24 protein-coding genes and 1 tRNA gene are annotated in these 20,054 nt (G+C 34.3%); 9 read left to right on the top strand and 16 right to left on the bottom strand.

Going from position 1 to position 20,054, the window contains the following annotated elements:
- Positions 1 to 17: 17 nt before the first annotated feature.
- Complete coding sequence (locus HNP90_RS02805) at positions 18 to 215, bottom strand: AtpZ/AtpI family protein (RefSeq protein ID WP_048060424.1); 198 nt, start codon at positions 213 to 215, stop codon at positions 18 to 20.
- A gap of 112 nt (positions 216 to 327) precedes the next feature.
- Here HNP90_RS02805 and HNP90_RS02800 point away from each other — a divergent pair.
- From HNP90_RS02800 to HNP90_RS02780, 5 genes are all read left to right on the top strand, one after another.
- Positions 328 to 491, top strand: a tRNA-Trp gene (locus HNP90_RS02800).
- A gap of 139 nt (positions 492 to 630) precedes the next feature.
- The gene (locus HNP90_RS02795) at positions 631 to 858 is read left to right on the top strand and encodes a class III signal peptide-containing protein (RefSeq protein ID WP_011977343.1); all 228 of its coding nucleotides are present in this window, start codon (positions 631 to 633) and stop codon (positions 856 to 858) included.
- 52 nt (positions 859 to 910) lie between these two features.
- Complete coding sequence (locus HNP90_RS02790; protein ID WP_011977342.1) at positions 911 to 1,132, top strand: class III signal peptide-containing protein; 222 nt, start codon at positions 911 to 913, stop codon at positions 1,130 to 1,132.
- An 18-nt stretch (positions 1,133 to 1,150) separates the two neighbouring features.
- Complete coding sequence (locus HNP90_RS02785; RefSeq protein ID WP_011977341.1) at positions 1,151 to 1,372, top strand: class III signal peptide-containing protein; 222 nt, start codon at positions 1,151 to 1,153, stop codon at positions 1,370 to 1,372.
- Positions 1,373 to 1,386: 14 nt separating this feature from the next.
- Positions 1,387 to 2,070, top strand: coding sequence for a metallophosphoesterase family protein (locus tag HNP90_RS02780; protein WP_011977340.1), 684 nt, complete (start codon positions 1,387 to 1,389; stop codon positions 2,068 to 2,070).
- On the opposite strand, the gene HNP90_RS02775 is transcribed toward HNP90_RS02780, so the two are convergent.
- Positions 2,071 to 2,712, bottom strand: a complete 642-nt coding sequence (locus HNP90_RS02775) for a hypothetical protein (RefSeq protein WP_011977339.1) — start codon at positions 2,710 to 2,712, stop codon at positions 2,071 to 2,073.
- A gap of 134 nt (positions 2,713 to 2,846) precedes the next feature.
- On the opposite strand from HNP90_RS02775, the gene recJ reads away from it, so the two are divergent.
- Positions 2,847 to 4,250, top strand: a complete 1,404-nt coding sequence (recJ, locus tag HNP90_RS02770) for a single-stranded-DNA-specific exonuclease RecJ (RefSeq protein WP_011977338.1) — start codon at positions 2,847 to 2,849, stop codon at positions 4,248 to 4,250.
- A gap of 34 nt (positions 4,251 to 4,284) precedes the next feature.
- Entirely contained in the window at positions 4,285 to 5,571 is a 1,287-nt protein-coding gene (locus HNP90_RS02765) for a phosphoadenosine phosphosulfate reductase domain-containing protein (RefSeq protein ID WP_011977337.1), read from the top strand.
- Here HNP90_RS02765 and glmS read toward each other — a convergent pair.
- Positions 5,558 to 7,357 (bottom strand): glutamine--fructose-6-phosphate transaminase (isomerizing), encoded by a 1,800-nt coding sequence (gene glmS, locus HNP90_RS02760; protein ID WP_011977336.1) that lies wholly within the window; start codon positions 7,355 to 7,357, stop codon positions 5,558 to 5,560. The genes HNP90_RS02765 and glmS overlap by 14 nt on opposite strands.
- Positions 7,358 to 7,468: 111 nt before the next feature.
- Between glmS and HNP90_RS02755 the strand changes: the two genes are divergently transcribed.
- On the top strand, positions 7,469 to 7,906 hold the full coding sequence (locus tag HNP90_RS02755) for a UPF0179 family protein (protein ID WP_011977335.1): 438 nt from the start codon (positions 7,469 to 7,471) through the stop codon (positions 7,904 to 7,906).
- 4 nt (positions 7,907 to 7,910) lie between these two features.
- Here HNP90_RS02755 and HNP90_RS02750 read toward each other — a convergent pair whose 3' ends face one another.
- Positions 7,911 to 8,732: a TIM barrel protein gene (locus tag HNP90_RS02750; RefSeq protein ID WP_011977334.1), complete on the bottom strand. Its 822-nt coding sequence runs from the start codon at positions 8,730 to 8,732 to the stop codon at positions 7,911 to 7,913.
- Positions 8,733 to 8,803: 71 nt separating this feature from the next.
- Between HNP90_RS02750 and HNP90_RS02745 the strand changes: the two genes are divergently transcribed.
- Positions 8,804 to 9,640, top strand: a complete 837-nt coding sequence (locus HNP90_RS02745) for a UbiA family prenyltransferase (protein ID WP_011977333.1) — start codon at positions 8,804 to 8,806, stop codon at positions 9,638 to 9,640.
- Here HNP90_RS02745 and flaJ read toward each other — a convergent pair whose 3' ends face one another.
- The 12 genes from flaJ to HNP90_RS09390 are packed head-to-tail and all read right to left on the bottom strand — an operon-like array spanning position 9,641 to position 19,835.
- Positions 9,641 to 11,317: an archaellar assembly protein FlaJ gene (flaJ, locus tag HNP90_RS02740; protein WP_011977332.1), complete on the bottom strand. Its 1,677-nt coding sequence runs from the start codon at positions 11,315 to 11,317 to the stop codon at positions 9,641 to 9,643. It abuts the gene before it with no gap.
- Between the two features lie 10 nt (positions 11,318 to 11,327).
- Positions 11,328 to 12,968: a type II/IV secretion system ATPase subunit gene (locus tag HNP90_RS02735; RefSeq protein WP_011977331.1), complete on the bottom strand. Its 1,641-nt coding sequence runs from the start codon at positions 12,966 to 12,968 to the stop codon at positions 11,328 to 11,330.
- Between the two features lie 10 nt (positions 12,969 to 12,978).
- Positions 12,979 to 13,671, bottom strand: coding sequence for an archaellum protein ArlH (gene arlH, locus HNP90_RS02730; protein WP_011977330.1), 693 nt, complete (start codon positions 13,669 to 13,671; stop codon positions 12,979 to 12,981).
- Positions 13,672 to 13,686: 15 nt separating this feature from the next.
- Positions 13,687 to 14,139 carry a flagellar protein G gene (locus HNP90_RS02725; RefSeq protein ID WP_011977329.1) on the bottom strand — a complete coding sequence of 151 codons (453 nt, stop codon included), beginning with the start codon at positions 14,137 to 14,139 and terminating at the stop codon, positions 13,687 to 13,689.
- A 39-nt stretch (positions 14,140 to 14,178) separates the two neighbouring features.
- Entirely contained in the window at positions 14,179 to 14,586 is a 408-nt protein-coding gene (locus HNP90_RS02720) for a flagellar protein F (RefSeq protein ID WP_011977328.1), read from the bottom strand.
- Positions 14,576 to 14,983 (bottom strand): FlaD/FlaE family flagellar protein, encoded by a 408-nt coding sequence (locus HNP90_RS02715; RefSeq protein WP_011977327.1) that lies wholly within the window; start codon positions 14,981 to 14,983, stop codon positions 14,576 to 14,578. Before HNP90_RS02715 ends, HNP90_RS02720 begins: the two co-directional genes overlap by 11 nt.
- 27 nt (positions 14,984 to 15,010) lie before the next feature.
- Positions 15,011 to 15,964, bottom strand: coding sequence for a FlaD/FlaE family flagellar protein (locus HNP90_RS02710; RefSeq protein WP_011977326.1), 954 nt, complete (start codon positions 15,962 to 15,964; stop codon positions 15,011 to 15,013).
- Positions 15,954 to 16,514: a flagella accessory protein C gene (locus HNP90_RS02705; RefSeq protein ID WP_011977325.1), complete on the bottom strand. Its 561-nt coding sequence runs from the start codon at positions 16,512 to 16,514 to the stop codon at positions 15,954 to 15,956. Before HNP90_RS02705 ends, HNP90_RS02710 begins: the two co-directional genes overlap by 11 nt.
- A gap of 10 nt (positions 16,515 to 16,524) precedes the next feature.
- On the bottom strand, positions 16,525 to 17,154 hold the full coding sequence (locus HNP90_RS02700; protein ID WP_011977324.1) for a flagellin: 630 nt from the start codon (positions 17,152 to 17,154) through the stop codon (positions 16,525 to 16,527).
- Positions 17,155 to 17,190: 36 nt separating this feature from the next.
- Positions 17,191 to 17,850: a flagellin gene (locus tag HNP90_RS02695; protein ID WP_011977323.1), complete on the bottom strand. Its 660-nt coding sequence runs from the start codon at positions 17,848 to 17,850 to the stop codon at positions 17,191 to 17,193.
- Between the two features lie 43 nt (positions 17,851 to 17,893).
- A complete protein-coding gene (locus HNP90_RS02690) occupies positions 17,894 to 18,583 on the bottom strand; it encodes a flagellin (RefSeq protein ID WP_011977322.1) in 690 nt (229 codons plus the stop codon).
- Positions 18,584 to 18,626: 43 nt separating this feature from the next.
- On the bottom strand, positions 18,627 to 19,835 hold the full coding sequence (locus HNP90_RS09390) for an archaellin/type IV pilin N-terminal domain-containing protein (RefSeq protein ID WP_011977321.1): 1,209 nt from the start codon (positions 19,833 to 19,835) through the stop codon (positions 18,627 to 18,629).
- Positions 19,836 to 20,054 lie beyond the last annotated feature (219 nt).

The raw sequence follows: 20,054 nt of genomic DNA, 5'->3' as shown, positions 1-20,054 counted from the left end.
CTCACCTAATCAACCTGTCATTTTCGTTTTCTGTTTTCTTTCAGCTGTTTTTGATGTTTTTTCATAAATCTGTAGAGCCTAAATGCAGTTACGATAATTCCTGTAAAAAATCCAATTAATACAAAGCAGTTGTTACTATATGCATTCTTAAGTATATAACCTATTATAATTCCAAATGCTATTGGAAGAACTATTTCAAAAGCGAGATCGATCATATTTTCAAATTTTATTTTACACTACTAAAAATCGCAATCAAAGAAATTACTAAATAATGGATTTAACAGTAAATTATATATATATCTTTTTTTATTCTTATAATGTGCAATAGGGAGTATGGTGTAGTCTGGTCTATCATCGGGGACTCCAAGTGCCTATATGGCCTTCTTAAGAATCTAAGGATTTTTAAGGCGCACAAACACAAGTTTGTTGCGTGGACTAAAGCCCGATGCAGGAGAAATCCCTGGACCTGGGTTCAAATCCCAGTACTTCCACTTTTTTTCTTTTAAAAGTTATTCTTCGATCGTATCGATTATTATACTATCTTTAATGTTCAAAACTAAATAAATAAATATATATATTCTGTGGCATATATGGATTAATGAACCTATAACACTGTTCAGGTGGTATTCAATGAAATTTTTAGAAAAATTAACATCAAAAAAAGGTCAGGTATCAATGGAGATTGGTATCCTCGTTGCAGCAGCAGTTGCAGTTGCAGCAATCGCAGCATACTTCTACGCTAAAAATGCAAAAGCAGCAAGTGAAGATACAACAGGTAAGGTAACCGATACACTCGATCAGTTGGAAGCAGTTACAGACAGCAGTGTAAACTGGTCTTCCATAAATTCTAGCGCATAATGGCAGCTATTCTTTAACTATTTTTAATTTTTTTATTATTTGGGGATAGTGGATGGTATTTTTTAAACTAACATCAAAAAAAGGTCAGGTATCAATGGAGATTGGTATCCTCGTTGCAGCAGCAGTTGCAGTTGCAGCAATCGCAGCATACTCCTACGCTAAAAATGCAAAAGCAGCAAGTGTGGATTGGAGTTCCGAACTAAGCGAAACCCATAATCAAATAGAATTAATCCAAAATAATTCCATAAACTGGTCTTCTATAAATTCTAGCTAACTTTTAAGGAGTTTTATAATGGTTATAAAAAAGTTAATTTCAAAAAAAGGTCAGTTATCAATGGAAATCGGTATTCTGGTAATGGCAGCAGTTGCAGTTGCAGCAATCGCAGCATACTTCTACGCAAGTAATGTATCAAATACTGGAAAACAGATAACAAATTCAACAAACCAGACAACACAGGCACTCGCAGATGCGATATCCGATGCTACTGCAGAACTGTCAAACCTCTCAGGATAATTTATGGCGGTTCTATGAGAATTATTGGATTAACAGACTTACATGACCGTATAATTAATTTTGATAAACTTTTAAGATACAAACCTGACGCTATTTTAATTTCTGGAGATTTTACGAAGCGTAGCTTTGTGAAGTCAGAGAATCAGAATGATTCGTGCGATATCGTCCATGAAGGGGATACTAGAATTATTGATTTTTTAAAAAATTTAAACGAAAGGATAAAAGTTTTTTTAATTCCTGGAAACTGGGAATGTTCAGATGTAAAAGAAAAAATGAACGAATCGGGTTTAAATGTTGATGAAAAAATGGTTAAATTCGATGATACTATTTTTATCGGACTAGGGGGATCAAACAAGACCCCCATATGCAGTCCAAATGAGTATTCTGAAGACGAGATATATAATAGGTTTATTAATATTTTAAAAGATGAAAATATGGACATTAAAAATAATTTTATTTTAATTTCTCACGTCCCTCCAAAAGATACAATGGCTGACAGGTATGATGCGGGAAACGTTGGAAGCAGTGCAGTTAGAAAAATTGTCGAAGAATTTAAACCGGTTTTGTGTGCATGCGGCCATATTCATGAAAGCAGGTGCATTGATAAAATCGGAAATTCATTAATAGTAAACCCTTCTTCGACAGGATTTTTTATATATGATACAAAAACTAAAAATTTGGAAATACATGATTTGTGATTATCTTAGAAGAGTTTTTTTCAATGAAATTCTTCCCGAAGCTCTTTTTTTTATAAACGATCTCATTTCCAAGTAATATACTAGAACAAACAGATATGGGGCAAGTACTGTTGGATAGTATTCAATTTCTATTACATTCAACAAGATTAAACCGACCATTAATATCAGGTATACTACCAAGTATAGTTCAAATGCCCAGTACCGAACAATACTGTTTCCAACAAGTGCAAATGATGTAATCAGCATAATCACTGAAATATATATCATACTCATGTATCCCAGTGGTATGATATATAGTAAAAATACGAACAACAATGCCGAGTAGAATAAAATAATGGCTATGTAGTACTCAAGCCCAAATTCTTGGAGACCGCGAAAACTTGAGGTATCAATACTCAATGAGTTATCAAAATATGCTCTTGAAATTTCAAATACTACCATTGTAGCTATTGAAAATCCGATAACTGGAACAATGCCCTCAGTACTCAATGTTTTCAATGCCATTTCCAAAAGTACGTATGTATTAATCGTACACATTAGTACAAGAACTAGGTAGTATCCTGTCATAGATTTTGATATTTTTGTGAACACATAACCTATTATACCGGAAATTAACACAAGGAGTAATGTTTGATAATCCATAAATATTCCTTCTATGGTTTTTTAAGGGTCAATTATACATATATATTAATTTTATATTATATAAATAGTACTCTAATGAGTTTCGAGTTTTAAACGTCTAATTTGTATTTTATTTTTGGAATAACGGTGTTATTATGGAATATTTACTTAATTTAAAAAGAGCAGTTAAATTACTTAGAAAAAATCGGGAAAAAAAGATACTAGTATGTACCCACATCGATACAGATGGTATAAATTCCAGAATTATTTTGGAAAAAGTTCTCGAAAGATTGAATATTGAAGCCGAATTTTTATTTCTAAGGCAGATCGATTACGGAACAATCGATACAATTCCTTTTGACAATGATTTGATAATATTTGCAGACCTTGGAAGTGGCCAGATTGATTTAATAAATGAAAAGTTAAAAGAACTCTCAAAAAAGCCAAAAATAATTATTTTAGACCACCACCTGATATCAAATGAAAAAATTCCTGAAAATATCGTAAATGTAAATCCTCACAACAATGGAATTGATGGCGGAAAAGAAATCTGCGGTGCTGGAGTTTGTTATCTTTTTGCAAAGATATGTAATCCGCGTTTTACCGACCTTGCAAAATATGCAGTTTTAGGGGCTGTTGGAGACGTTCAGAGTCTTGAAGGAAATTTAATTGGATTGAATAGGGATTTAATATTAAGGGATGCAATTAATGCAGGAGATATTTCAGTAAGTCCTGATTTACAGTTTTATGGGAAACACACGAGGCCACTTTTTACTTCAATTAAATATTTTACCGATGTTAGGACCGATCTTACAGATAACGACTCTCGAATAATTAACTTTATAAACAATGTAAACAGAAAGCACGGAACCAATATAATTCCAAAAGATTATCTGTGTGATCTCACATTCGAACAGAAAAAAATCATGGGAAGTGAGTTTTTACACAAGTGCAGTCGATATATCCCCCCTGCCTGGCGAATACACCTTCCAAAAGTTATTTTTGGAGAAAGCTACGAGTTAGTAAATGAAGAATTTAAATCGAATTTGAAAAATCTGGAAGAATTTTCAACCTGTATAAACGGATGTTCGAGATACGATGAATATGAGGTTCCTCTTGAAGTTCTAAAAGGGGATCGAGACAAAAACTACAGTAAAATGCTTAGAATGCTCAAAAAACACAAAAGAAATCTCGCAGGTTCGATGGATTTTTTACGAAACGAAGTTGAAATAGTTCAGAAGGAAAACTTCCAGTACTTTGAAGTTGATAAAAATGCAATAACGGGAAACATCGTTGGAATTGTTGCTGGAATGAGCTATTCTCTTGAAAAGGTTGATTGGAAAAAGCCAATTTTTGCAGTTTCTGAAGTAGATGGCGGATACAAGGTTTCAGCAAGATGTCCAAAGCTGTTATCTTTTGCACAAGATATAAACCTCGCAACTGCGATAAATTACGCTTCTAAAAAGGTTGGAGGAAGTGGTGGAGGACATAAATTCGCTTGTGGGGCATATATCCCAGAAATTGGAGATTTTGTTAATTATCTTGAAGAAAAATTATAATTTAAATTAAAGTGAAGATTTGTAGGTAAAAACTATGTTCAAAGAAGACACAAAATTTGCATCACCGTACGAAATAAAGATTTTAAATGATTTAACCGGAAAAAACTTCCAAGAAGATGATTTAATCCTTTTAGAAAAGCTTTCAGGAATTGATTACAGAAAAAGGGTTTACGTTTCTGAAGATCAGATTGGAACACTCGAATTTGATTTACTAGATTTAACTTGGAAATTTATTCCCTCTCCTCTTTATTACATGATCGAAGATCCAAAAATTTCCTTAAAATATACTAAAAAAAGGCTTAAAGGAAAATATATTAAAGAAGAACTTTTGGAAAACCCTGAAGAATTGAATGAAGCATTAAAAGATGATTTTGAATATATTGGAGTTAAAATTGGGGACTTTTTAGGTGTGGGGGTTAGAAAAGAGGATCGGATAAAAGTAAAAGACCTTTCAAGGAAAAAGGAACTTGACTTTCAAAAGATTGCAGATTATTTGGAAAACAATAAAGAAAATCTTGATGAAAAGATTGAATATTCAATAGAAATCCTTCAGGATGCAGTTGAAAAATACAAACGAAAAGGCTATGTAATAAATGCATCATTTAGTGGTGGAAAGGACAGTGCAGTATGTACTTTAATTTCAAAAGAAGTTATTCCTGATTTAGACGTTGTATTTATCGATACGGGTTTAGAATATCCAGAAACCCTAAATTATGTAAAAGATTTTGCAAAAAAATACGATATAAATCTTGATACTGTAGACGGGGATAATTTCTGGGATAATCTTGAAAAAGAAGGTATTCCAACGAAAGACAATCGATGGTGTAACAGTGCATGCAAACTCATGCCTTTGAAAAGATACTTAAAAAAGAAGTATGGAAACAAAAAAGTTCTTACAATTGATGGTTCAAGAAAATATGAAAGTTTCACCCGTGCAAATCTAGATTACGAAAGAAAAAGTGGGTTTATCGATTTCCAGACAAATATATTTCCGATTCTCGACTGGAATTCACTTGACGTTTGGAGTTACATATTTTCAAAAGATATATCCTACAATCCGATGTACGATAAAGGATTTGAAAGAATCGGCTGTTATTTATGCCCTTCAGCATTAAACAGCGAATTTTTGAGAGTAAAAAAACTTTATCCAGACTACTTTGAAAGATGGGTAAAATATCTCAAGAAATACTTCCCAGAAAGCGAGGTATTAAGGGGCTTTTGGAGATGGGACGAACTTCCGCCAAAAATGGTGGAGCTCGAAGAAAATATGGGCGTAGATATTGAAAAAAAGAAAAGATTAAAACGAATTACTCAACTGTAACACTTTTTGCAAGCCCCCGTGGCTTATCTACATCTCTTTTTAACTCAACAGCTTTATAATATGCTAAAAGCTGGCAAACCGGCGCATAAACAAAAGGGCTCACTTCTTCAATTACATCCGGAACTTTTACCAAATATTCTAAATTATTTTCAACCGGTGAAATTCCGATGACTTTACCATTTCTTGCTTTTATTTCTTCTACATTTGAAAGAACGGAACTTAAAAGTTCGGATTTTGAAGGCGGAATTAGTGCAACCGTATCCATATTTTCATCAATTAGTGAAATTGTCCCGTGTTTTAAAAATCCGCTGCTCATTCCTTCTGCATGCAAATAGGTTATTTCTTTGAATTTTAAAGCCCCTTCAAGGGCATTTGCAAGATTAATTCCTTTTGAAATGAAAAGATAGTTTTTAGCGGTTATTTCTTTTGCAATTTTTGAGATATTTTCTTTTTCATCCAAAACTTTTGAAATGTAATCTGGAATATTTAGTAATTCTTTTTCAAAAATATCCATATTTTTTCCGACGATTTTACCATACTCAATGAATAACCGGTATAAAATAACAAGCTGTGACATGAATGTTTTTGTTGCACAAACCGCAATTTCTAGGCCTGAACCCATCATTATCGTGATATCCGCTTCCCTAGTCGCGGTGCTTCCAAGCACGTTTACTATAGTTGCAGTTTTTGCACCCTTTTCTTTAGCGTATTTGATTGCTTTCATGGTGTCGTATGTTTCACCACTTTGAGTTATCCCAATAACTAAAGTTTTCTCATCAACAATTCCTTTTATTAAAAATTCAGATGAATCGAGTGGAATAACTAATTTATTTAATCCTGAGAACCAGTATTCCGCAACCATTGCAGCATGAAGTGAAGTGCCCATTGCGGTGATGTATATTTTATCACATTTTTCAATTTCTTTTGCAAGATTTTCAATTTCAGGTTTTGAAATTTTCATTGAATTTTTTAAGATAACCGGTTCTTCCATAATTTCTTTTAACATGAAGTGGTCGAATCCTTCCTTTTCAGCACTTTCCATGTCCCACTGAAGTTCAATAATTTCTCTTTCAACCTTTTTTCCATCGTTTAAGACTTCAATATCTATTTTATTGTTTTTTTTTCTTAAAATTACCATATCGCAATCATTTAGCGGCATTGCAAGTTTAGTGTATTCTAAAAATGCCGAAATATCACTTCCAATAAAACATTCATCATTTTTTATCCCTAAAATCAGTGGACTTTCGTTCCTAACTCCGATCAATGTTTCTGGAAAAGCCTGATTTAAAATTAAAAGTGCGTAAGTTCCTTTAAGTTTTCCAATTGCATTTTTAAGTCCCTCAATATAGTTATTTTCGGTTAATTCTTCAAAATTTTTTAGTTCTTCTTCAATCAAATGCGGGATAACTTCAGTATCAGTTTCGGATTTGAAAACATGGCCTTTTGAAATTAAAAACTCTTTTAATTCCCGGTAATTAGATATGATTCCATTATGAGCAATGCAAATTTTTTCGCTACAGTCGTAGTGCGGGTGCGCATTGTTTTTTGTAATCCCGCCATGTGTCGCCCACCTACTATGCCCTATTCCAGTAAATCCAGTCATATCTTCAAAATTTTCTTTTTTGGAAACTTCCAAAACTTTTCCAGTATTTTTTTTAAGTTTAATCGTATCATCAATAGTTGCAATTCCGCAGCTATCGTATCCCCTATATTCTAGCCTTTTTAATCCGTTTAACAGTACTTTTGAAGCCCGTTCATTTCCGATATACCCGATTATTCCGCACATATAAAACACCTGTAATTTTCGACTGAAATCTATTTGACATTGTTTATATAATATAATTTCGATTATTATAGTTAGTACTATTTATTCAATCTTATTATCGGTGATTTATTCATGAAAAAAATAACCTTAATTGGCAGCGAGCTTGCAAAAACTGGAAATGAGTTTATTTATCTTGGGCCACTCGAAGAATGCGAACCTTGCAGATTTAAAAGAATATGTCACAATAACCTGGATGTTGGAACGAGATACAAAATAGTAAGTGTCCGATCTGCAAATCACCCGTGCACAGTCCATGAAAACGGTGTTAAGGTGGTAGAAGTAATGCCTGCAGAATTTACAATAATAATAGAATCTAAAAAAGCGCTTGAAGGCGTAACTTTAACGCATGTAGATGTCCACTGTGACAGAGTATGCTGTGAAAATTACCTTTCATGCCATCCTGAAGGAATATCTGGAAAATACCGGGTTTCTTCAATACTTCCAGAAAAAGTAGAATGTAAAAAGGGAAATTCTCTTAAAAAAATTTCGATAGTTCCAGTTCAGCAGTAATTTCTTACAATTCTTCATAATTCTTTTTTAAAATAACTGCATCGTATTCTAATCTCGGACTTTCACAGATAACAGTACCAGAACACTCAAAATCTTTTAAAGCTTTTAATACCTCTAAATACTTAAATTCAGAATTTGATATCGGGAGATGTTTTTTTTCTCCGCCATTTCCAAATTCAATTCCTGAAATGTGGATGTGCATGTCTTTAATTCCTTTTTTTCCGAGATTATTCTCAAGTTTTGATAAAATATTTGAAAAGGAATCGTAATCATTTATTTTTCCAAGACTTCGCGCATAAACATGTGAAAAGTCAATGCAGGGCATTATTTCAATTTCAGTTGATAACTGGATTAATTCATCAACGCTTCCAAACTGTGAACCTTTTCCAGTAGTTTCTGGCCTCAACATAGCATTTATTTTATTTTCATCCATTATTTCAATTATTCTTTGGGTATTTGCTTTTATTTTCTCATAAACTAATTTTTGATCCTGTTTTAAATAAAATCCAGAATGAAAAACCACATTTTTATTTTCGGAATTTTTTTTGTTGAATATATGAATAATTTTTGCAGAATCAACGATTCTCTTAATACTGGATTCGATTTTTTCAGGTTCTTTTGCATTTAAATTGATATAATATGGGGCGTGTGCACTGAGCGTAATTTCCAAATTTTTTGCTAAAAGTTCTGCTTTTTCACTTTTTAAGTTGACACCACGAACAAATTCAAGTTCCATTGCATCAAGATTAATTTTTTTTAGATATTCAAGTGCATTTTCGGTGCTTTTCGCATTTATTGGGATTCCTGCGGTTCCAAATTTCAACATTTTATCACGGATTAGAAGTATCAACCTATTTATCTAAGTTTATAGCTATATATTTTAAGGTAGGTGAAGATATGGATATAAAAGCATATTTTGAGTTAATTAGGTTAAAAAATTGTTTAACGGCATCTTTTGGGGCATTTATCGGGGGTTTGATTGCATCCTACTTCAATCTTGCTACAGTCTATGATCTAATTCTCGCATCGATAGTCGTTTTTTTAGTTTGCGGGTTTGGAAATGCTTTAAATGATATCTATGATTTAAAAATTGATAAAATAAACAAACCAGAACGACCCATTCCTTCAAAAAGACTTTCATTAACTGATGCAAGGGTATTTTCATATTTATTGGTGTTTGTAGGGTTATTTATCTCTTTATTTAATATGGCATGCTTTTTAATGGCAGTTTTAAATTCTATCGTACTCCAACAGTATGCGAGTACTTATAAAAAGAATAAAATCATCGGAAACTTAATTGTGGCATACTTAACAGGTTCAGTGTTTATTTTTGGTGGAATTGCGGTTGGAAATATAGATGTTACAATAATGCTATTTTTGTGTGCGTTATTTGCAATGTGGTCTCGAGAAATAATTAAGGATTATGAAGATATAGAGGGAGATATACAAGAAAAGGTAATTTCAATTCCGATAAAATGCGGTGAAAAGTCGGTATACATTGCTGCATTTTTGCTCGTATTTGCAGTTTTTTTAAGTCCTTTACCGTATTTATTTGGATTTTTTGGAATTTATTATATGCTTTCTGTGGTATTCTGTGATTTATTATTTTTAATTGGAATATACAACCTTGTAAAAAATCCTTCAAAAAAAGAGGCGAAAAAAGCTTCAAGAAATATAAAAATAGTAACGAATTTGGTATTAATTGCTTTCTTAATTGGTTCATTATTCAAATAATTAAATTGGGAGGCTCGTTCCAAGCAGGCTTCCGGTCATTACTTCTGTGATGTATCCAACTATTGATGCAACCCAGAGCATTATCACAAAGTGCATGAGTGAAACTTGATAGTGTCCCCCATCCATCAATTTTATCAGGTATCCTGAAACAATCGAATAAATTACAAGCACCCCATATATTAAATATGCAACTAGGTTGAAGTCTTCAGGGGTTATGATATTCACCAAAGAAATCATAGTGTCGGGTATATCAAGACCTGTATAGAGGCCATTTACCATGTTTGCAACCCCTGCTGATGCATATAGGGTAAGTGCCATACCTCCAGATAATCCGTACATAATTCCAGAAAACTGGCTAACACTTTGATATTTTGCTCTTCTCAAGTTAATGATTTTTCTGAAGTTTTTTCCAATCATGTGTGCAGCAAGACCCGCATTTCCTCCTAAAAATGTACATCGTTCAAACATTTCGGAGAAAAGCTGTATCATGTAGCTGCAGGTGTCATATCCAAAGTATCGCCATGCTTTCTGACTGTTCACCCTAATTGATACTCTTTTGTAAAGTCCTTCTAGATCTTTTGTTAGTGGTCCAAAGTCGTTTGATGAGAGGTATTCTAGTGAATCGGTCATACCACCACCTTTTGCACTAACTGAATCTCCCAATGACCTTAAAAAATCTGGAAAGTTGAATTCTTTTCTAATTACGATATTTTCTTCACGCTGTGCAAAGTATCCTCCAATTGCAAGGGGGCTCATTCCAAGCGCGAAAATTATCTGGTAGGGTAATTTCATTATTTGGGGTATTTCTCCAATAAATTTTCCCCAGAGTAGGAATATTGTGACCAATACTGTTCCAATAACTGAAATTATTAGCCATTTTTTTAATTTTAAGTCGATTTTGGTTGGTCTTTCTCCAGTATGCCACAAACGATCATAGGGAAGTCTGCTCTTTATTGCATAAACCAGTATAACTTCAATCAGTATAAATCCCAAAAGGGCGACAGTTACCATTGTAACAAAGTCATAAGGGAGCAAAAATGGTGCAATAATCGCAAAAGTTACGAAAAATGACACCGAAGTCACCGCGCTGACGTACATTTCTTTAAATGTATCGAGCGTGTAGATTGCCCTTTTATAAAATTCACCGTAATCTTCCATCACAACGTCCTGTTCCCCACTTAAAAATTCTTTTAAATCCTGACCGCTGTCTATTGAATATGCCATACGGTCTAAAAAATCACCGAACTGGTTGCTTGGAGATCTGTTTGCCAAAAATCTGCAGGATTCTGCAAGGGACTGGTTCCATCTTTTAATTAATACGAAGATTTTGTGGGACTCAATTGCAAGCTGGCCTAATTCTTCTTTTTCAGTTGCTAAAAGGTGCATTAATTCTTTTCTATCTAAATCCGTGATCGAAAGGACACCAAATTTTGTAATAAATATGTGGAGTCTTTCGTTTATTTTCTGGCGCTGTGAATCGAGTTCAATGTAGGGATAACCTATAGCACTTCCCATTAAAAGAAGCGGTAAAAATAATACAACTAATCGGGTGTATCCTGAAAAGTAGGTTATTCCTAAAATTAATAATAGGATTGAAATTGCGCTTGCAGGAAGTATGAATTTAAGAATGTAATCTTTTGGTTTTAATCCGACCCTTGGAAGTATATCAAAAAACATGGAAAACACCTTAAACTTGGAATGGCAGTCCTTCCAATCCTTTTTCATAGAAACTCCAGATAATATCCAAAACCTCGTAGTATCCAAAGATTCCTCTTGCAATCATTTCTTCAAGAATTCTAACTCTTAAATCAAGTTCATCGTAAATTTCTCTCGGATCTTCGTATCCTGCAACAGTTGCGATTTTATCTTCGAGAATATAGCTGTTATTTAAACCTGTGAAGTTGTGAACGTCTTTTTGGGGGTCCCATTCAAAAACACCTCTGGTGATAACCCCGTCAACTTCTTTGTAGTATCCTTCGATTTCTTCAACTGAAACAACTCGTCTTAAGAATTTTCCTCTAGCATAAACCGCAAGCTGGAACAGACAGACGTTTAAGTTATCCATAAATGTCTGAGGGATATTTATCGGATCCCCTGTAAGCCTTTGAATCATTTTTCTAACGTTTGCAGCGTGGAATGTTGAAATTACGGGGTGCCCTGTTTGCATTGCTTGGAATGCAACAGCCCCTTCTACAGACCTGATTTCCCCTACAATAATGTAGTTTGGTCTAGACCTCAATGCAGCCCTTAAAAGATCGAATAGTGTAACCCTACTTTCCTCAGGGCCTCTTTCTCTAGTTAACAACTGCTGCCAAACTGGGTTTGGGGGTTTTACTTCGGAAGTATCTTCACATGAGAATATTTTTGATTTAGGTTTGATGAATGGAAGTATTGCGTTTAATGAGGTAGTTTTTCCAGATGCAGTTTCCCCACAGATAAATATACTCATCCCGTATTCAAGACAGAGCCATAAATAAGCAGCAGTCTGTGCGGACATCGTACCCCAACTGATGATCTGAGTTATACTTATTGGAACATCTGTAAATTTACGAATTGTAAATGAAGGACCTTTTAATGAAACATCTCCTGAATAGAGAATGTTTATCCTTGATCCATCTGGTAATGAACCATCTACGATTGGTGTAGCATCAGAAACTGGCCTTCCAATTCTTTCACACATGTTTTTCAAGTAATTTGAAATATCTCCTTCATCTTCCCATTCAATATTTGATGGAAGCATGTCGTAGATTTTGTGAACTAGCTGACAGTTTTTAGCACCGATTACGTGAATATCTTCAATATATGGGTCTCTTTTTATTGGTTCAAGAGTTCCAAGTCCAATTAAATCTCTTTTCAGTAAATAGAGGAATTTTTCCCTTTCTGGTTTTGATACATTTATTTTTCCAGAATCTGTTAATTTTGTTAACAGGCCTTTTTTCTTTTCATTTTTTTGAGTTGATACTTTTGTAACCATATCGAATAGCTTTGTAACTACTTTTCCAAACTCTTCGTCATTTTCAGGAGTATCGCTGTATGGTGCGTATTCTAAAATTTTATCGAGGATTTCAAAATATTTTTTTCTTTCATCCGAACCGCCTAATTTAGGTTCTATTGCGATATATCTTGTTTTTAAATTCGGAGTTCCATAAAGGTGGATGAATATGGGATCCCCTATTGGATAAATGATATTCGGATACCTTATTTCTTTAAAATCCCTTGAAAGGCTTGGAACAAATTCGGGAATTTTCATGTACGTTTTTTTAAATTTTTCAACGTAATTTTTCAAATGGGGATTGTTTACTTGTGCAGTTTTGAAATCATCAGCCATATTACCACCTTTATGCTACAGAGGATATTTCTACAGCAATTCCGAGTCCGGGATCGACTCTAAATACCATAACTTTCTGAAAAGAACTTCTCGCAAAGTTGTATTTTTCAATTTTGGCGGAATTTTTAAGATTTCCACCAAAGGAATATGTTGCTGTTTTTATTACAATCGTTGCCGAAGTTCTGAGTATTGTAAGAACTGATTCTGGGAGTTCTTTTGGGTTTACCGTGTAAATTACAATTTTATTCATGGATGCAATTCTTTTAAAAAAAGCCATTAAATCTGTGATCTGTACTTCACTGGCATCATTTGACACCAATGTTGAGATGGAGTCAAATAAAACAATATCTTTTTCATAAAATGCTCTCGTATTCATTATTTTTTTAATAAAGTCATCTTTTATCGCATTTTCTGAAATTAATGGATATACTGGAATGTACAAAAGATTTCCGTTCAATAATTTTTTATTGATGTTGTATTTGAGTGACATCATCTGTTTTACAAATTCAGTTGTGGTCAATTGGGTTGATACATATGAAAGTGAGTACGAGTTCTGCAAAAATCCGTATGCTAACCGCTGGCAGATTATTGACTTTCCTGAAGATTCTTCTCCTTCAATTAAGATAACGCTACCAAATGGGATTCCACCACCCAGTCTTTTATGAACGTCATCTCTGCTAAGCTCTATTCGTGCCAGTTTCAAATTAACCACCGATAATTAATTGACATTTCCCGTTATTGTTCTAGATATGCCCTGTTCAGATACTATTTTTATTTTGTGAAATCCAGTTTCATTATAACTGATTTCAATCTGCCCAACTTCCGATGGACTTAAAACACTTCCCGCACCATTTATAATACTCGTATCAGAAATATCGCAGATTTGTCCATCGATTATTGCTGTTAAAGTATCACTTTGAATTGGAATCTGTATTTTTCCTGTATTTTTTATGTAAATTGTACTTATTCCACTGGTGGAATTCCTGTGGATATACCCCGGATCATTGATAATTTCAAAGTCCTGGGATAGCTGCGTTGATAATGTATCGCCCTTGCTACTGATTCCAAGCGATATTTTGTGAGTACTTGTTGCAAGAATTCCTGCGACAGCGGCCGTAATTATCAAAACACTAACAAATATTATTATTTCTGAGAAAACATTGGATGCCAATCTAATCACCAACGCAAGATATCCTAAAAACAAGGATCTTTAATTTAAATTGTAGTAATACTGGTTTCCGTATTCAGAAACTACCGATATTCTTCCTGGCGAGGTTGCATTTATTGAGATTTCAGCACTTTCTAAGGGTACTAAATATGCTTCACCAGATGCAATTGTAAAATTCACGGGAGTTCCGTTGTATAAAACGTCCCATTTAGTTAATTCATGGGTTAATTGCCCTTCGTTTAAAAGGGTAATATTTATGTTGTCTGTTGAACTTTCAACTCCAACAACAGTTAATTTTTCGTCTAATTTATTTTTCAAGTATTCTGAATGCTGGCTATAAGCATCATTTACTTTTACAGACGTTATATCTACAGTACTGTACATGTAGATCGAACAGATCAGTACTGTAGTTAATAACAACGTTAGTCCCGCAGTTGAACTAAATCCCATAGTATTGCTCTGCGCCTCTTTTTATTCTTCTGATTTCCCATTCTAGTTTGTCTAGAACTTCGCTTGATATTTTTTTACCATTTAATCTTTCGATAAATAATAATGATACCAAGTGATCTGCGATTGTAAGTTTTCCAGATGGGCTTGCAATATCGTCATCGTCTATTTTTATTCCTTTTGAGAATTTTAATAGTCCTGAAATTGCATTGTCTGATAACCATCCTAAGTTGTAGTAGAATTCAAGAATATCTGCAATGTTTGACTGACCCACTCTTTCTGAGAGGTATTCTAACCATTTAAATGCAAATATCAATGAAAAAGCATCTTCTGGAACAGATTCTAATTTAGCAGGCTTCTGGGATTCGAGTAATATTGATGATAATGCTGCAGTGTTCATTTTGCTCACTCCTTGTAGTTATGTAAATTACATTTTTTGTAGTTCATCAGCCCATTTTTTGATTCTGTTGATTTCTCTTTCCATACCTTCGAGTTCTTCAACTGCAATAGGCCTTCCTGCTAATTTTTCAATGTAGAGTAATGATACAACATGGTCTTCTGGGGCCATGCATTCATTAGCTTTCCAGTCAATGTCTTCATGGAAATATTTCATGTTTTTAGATACTTTCATCAATTTGCTGATTGCTTTTCCAGATATCCATCCAAGATTATGGTAGTAATCAAGAACATCGATTAAATTTCCTGTTCCAACTCTACTGATTAAAAATTCAAGCCATTTGAATACTAACATTGTGGAAAGTGTATCTTCTGGTAATTCCTGAAGTCTTGCAGCTGTTTCAACTGCAGGAGCTAATTCGTGTCTCATGTTATTTTCCTCCTCAATTTCCAAAGGAACTTTTGAAACAACCTTTTCAATTTTAGGTTCTTCTTTGAACTCAATAATTGGTTCAATATTTTGTTCTATTATTTTTTCAACAGGTTCTTCAACATGCTCGATTGAAATTTCGGGTTCTTCGATAATTTCGGGAACTTCTATAGCTTTAGAAATTTCTGGAACCTCAATTTTTTCATCAAGACAATCCAGTTCTTTTTTAATATCATCAGACACTTTTGTCGCAGAAGAAATTGTAGCAACTTTCATTAAAGCATCTAATTTCTGGCTCAAATCGTTGATTTTGTTTGTAAGTTCCGCAGCCTTCTTATCTTCAGGTTTTTTTCCAAAGTAAAGGTCAGAAACTCTTCCAACGATCTTGTCCAATTGGGGTCTTGTTAATTTTCTATTTTTTAAATTATTTTTCAAGAGTTCTACGATAAACGAAGGAATTTTGGATCTCAAATTGTCCAAGTATTCTTCCATTTCACTCTCGGTAAGATATTCTTCCGAAAGGGAAGAATATTCCATTTTAACGTTACCAATCATCGGAATCCTCTCCTGAGATTGCTTTGGAGAATTCTTCTTCTGCAAGCACTTCATTAATAACTCCATCAAGGTCAATCTGGTGCGTATTTAGATATACGTTTGCCAAAATCACAACATCATTTTGAAGCTCTTCAACCCTCTTTCGCAAGTTTTGAGATTCATTTTCCATCTTCTCTACTTTTTCCATGCTGGTTGCTGTGATTTTTGAAATTCCTATGAATGGATTAATTTGATTTGACACCACTTCGTAAAGGGCCATCATATCCTGAAAATTTTCATTAATAGATTGGATGTCACTCCTGAGGTTTTCATTTTCCTTCCTCAGGTTTGTGACCATCATTTCAATTTTTGGAAACTTGGATTCAAGTTCGCCTATTTTGGCAAGAAGTTCTTCGTTTGCAGCAAACAAATCTTCAGATTCATTCGCTGCTTCCTCTTCAAGTGTAAAGCTAAATTCATCATCAGGTTCAGGTTCTGAACTTTCTTTTGCCTTCTTGCCCAATTTGATCTTCTGTTTTATCTCTTCAATAATATCAGAGATATTGGGCATAATATCACCATTATTGAAGTGCAACTACTGTTTCAGTAAATACTGATGGAGCCCTAAATTCAACGATTCCTGAAGCACCGTAATCTGGGATTACTTCTCCGGAAACTTTTGAAGTTGAATTAATTTGCATAGCAACTGTAATGTATACTTTGTCACCGTAATTTATTGTTGGGTGTGTGGATTCAGAGGTTGAATTGTCACTATCTTGTAATACAATTACACCATATGTGCTTCCTGTACCCCATTCAGTTTCGTCAAATATACTCACTGATCCGTCATCTTTTACATCTGAATTATATTGGGTATCATCATAAACGAGAGAATATTTTGCATCCCCTGTACCCAATGTTAATAGCGTTGTCGAAAGATCGATTTCTCCACCAACATTTGGTGCAACCATGATTGCTATTTTATCAAGTGAAGTTTTGGTATCTGAATGTCCAATTACTTTTAAAACCTGTATTCCACTTGCAACCTGTTCGGTACTTTCATCCCCAACGGTTGAAGCTTTATGCTGAAGTTTTCCAGCAGTATTTATTATTACTGATGCAGCAATTGCTGCAACGAGTACCATTGCAATAAAAATGATTAAGGTACCAATTCCTACAGCACCTTTTTTGCTTTTCATGAATTTTTTCATCATTTCACCCACGTCGTTAAAAATAAGCATTAAGGCTTATTGAAGTTCTACAACACCTTGAGTAAGGTATGTTGCAGGGGTAGTGAATGAAATAACTCCTGGAGCACCGAATTCAGGTTCAAAGGTACCAGATACAGAGGTTCTCTGGTCGAAGGTTAATTCTCCTCCCACATTACTGATAGTAATGGCTACAACGTCACCTTTATTGATTACAGGTGTTGCTGCAGCACAGGAGTTGTCAGCATCTTGTATTTCTTTAATTCCAAATTCTGTAGCTGATGTATCAATATTTGTCCAGGAAAGTCCCGTAAAAAGGCTACCTTTATCTGAATCAAAAGCATCTTCATCAGCAGCATATTTTTTAACTATTTTTTTATTTCCATCTGTAAGCATTAATGTAGCTTTTGATAGGTCAATTGAGCCACTACCTGCGTTAGGTGTTACAATCAATGTAATGTATTCAATATCATCAGCAGCAACATTCACTTTACCCATTACTTGGATAATTTGAAGTCCGCTTGCAACCTGTTCTGTACTTTCTTTTCCAGTTGTTGCAGCTTTTTGTTGTAAGTATCCGCTTGTGTTAATCAAAACACTTGCTGCTACTGCAGCAACCAATACCATTGCAATAAAAACAATCAAGGTACCAATTCCAGAAGCACCTTTTTTGCTTTTCATGAATTCCGTTATTTTCATAGTTAAAACCTCGTTGTGGTTTTAATTAGGTTATTTTTTTAATTTATTGTAATTCTACAACTTTACCGTTAAGGTATGTTGCAGGGGTGGTAAATGAAATAACTCCGGGAGCTCCAAATTCTGGCTGAATTTCTCCTGAAACAGGCGTTCTAGTACTTAATGACAATGTTCCTTTTTTCATTGTTATTACAACAATGTCCCCTTTATTGATTACTGGGTTTGCAGCACTTACTGTGTTATCTGCATCTTGAATTACAGCAATACCGAATTCATTATCTGCAGTATCTACATATTTCCAGCAATCGTTTCCAGTAGCATCATCTGTAGCAAAAATATTTTTGTCAGTTGTCGCAGTTTCTTCGTAATCTGTAAATGCAAGATTCGCTGCTTCAGAATCATATGTTTTTATGAACCTGTTGGTTCCAGCTGAAATCATTAATGTAGCTTGTGATAAATCAATTGAGCTACTTCCTGCGTTAGGTGTTGCATAAATTGCAACATAGTCTACGTTTGTAGCACTTGTATATCCCATTACATTCAAAACTTGAAGTCCGCTTGCAACCTGTTCTGTACTTTCTTTTCCAGTTGTTGCAGCTTTTTGTTGTAAAAATCCGCTTGTGTTAATCAAAACACTTGCTGCAACTGCAGCAACCAATACCATTGCAATGAAAACAATCAAGGTACCAATTCCAGAAGCACCTTTTTTGCTTTTCATAAATTCCGTTATTTTCATAGTTAAAACCTCGTTGTGGTTTTAATTAGGTTATTTTTTTAATTTATTGTAATTCTACAATTGATGTACTGTATGTTGCAGGTGTTGTGAATGAAACAATTCCTGGAGCACCAAATTCTGGCTGTAATTTTGCTGAAACAGCTTCTCTATTTGGAATTCCTCCAAATATTGCATTTGTATCAATAGCAACTCCAACGAGGTCACCTTTGTCGATAACACCGTCAGTAACTGTTCCTTGTAATACTAATATTTTGAAACTTGAAGCATCTACTCCATCCCAAACTGTAGTACCTGATAAACTACCTGTTGTGTCAGTGTAGGTTTCATCTTCTGTAACTGCAGTTATTGCAGCAGTAATTGTAATTGTGTCATCACCTATGTTGGAAACTGTACCTGAAACTGCACTTACTATTGAGCCGTCATCAAGGGTAATTGAAGCAGTGTCTCCATTTGATAATCCTGAATCGGTGTCAATATCTTCTGCTGTAGCACCAGTTATTGCAATAACTGTACCATCATTTGCATCTTCAGTAAATGTAGCTGAAGTCATGTCAATATTATCAATACCATTTATTTTTATAGAATCTTTAGTTCCATCTGCAATTGCAACCAATGTTGTAGCATCATCGCTGTCAAGTGCGATTACTAATGTGTAAGGTCCTGCCCCTGTGCTTGATATTACGGTACCTGTAACGCCATCGATATCTGCAATACCTGTAATCCATACGTCATCTACGGATTGTGCTGTTGCAGGAGCTAATGTAACTGCAGTACCTTCAGTTAATGTTGATACATCTGTAGCAGTTACAATTGTAATTCTGTCTCCACCTCTTGTAACTACTACGTCAGCAGTTGTGAGGCTTAATGCAGCTGTTGATGAGAATATGTCACCATCTGCTGATGCTGCTAATAATCCGTCGTAACTTAATACTTGATTTTGATCATCATATGTAACAAATATTTTAGTTTCTTTTAAGTCAATTGCAGCACTACCTGCATTTGGAGTAATATAAACTACCATTTTGTCTAACGTAGTACTTGCAAGTCCGGTAACCCCGTCGACTTGTAATCCGCTTGCAACCTGATCGGTACTTTCTTTTCCCGTAGTTGAAGCTTTTTGTTGTAAAAATCCGCTTGTGTTAATCAAAACACTTGCTGCAACTGCAGCAACTAATACCATTGCAATAAAAACAATCAAGGTACCTATTCCAGAAGCACCTTTTTTGCTTTTCATGAATTTTGTTATTTTCATATTTGAACCTCCAAAGTTCAAGAAATGGCTATTTAGGCATTTCCCAATGGAAATTTTAGTTCTGAATCCTTGAGATAATGTATCTCTCTTGGGGATATTCCCGAAGAAATATGTCGTTTTTTTATAATATATACCTTTTTTGCACTTGTTTTGGCATATAATGCTGTATTTGATGTTGTATGTAATTATGTATGTACTTATGTAGGTAAATTTGGTGAA

Origin of the sequence: Methanococcus maripaludis (genome assembly GCF_013760955.1) — an archaeon.
Taxonomy (GTDB): Archaea; AGJL01; Methanococci; order Methanococcales; family Methanococcaceae; genus Methanococcus; species Methanococcus maripaludis_A.
This window is presented reverse-complemented; position numbering and strand designations above follow the sequence as displayed.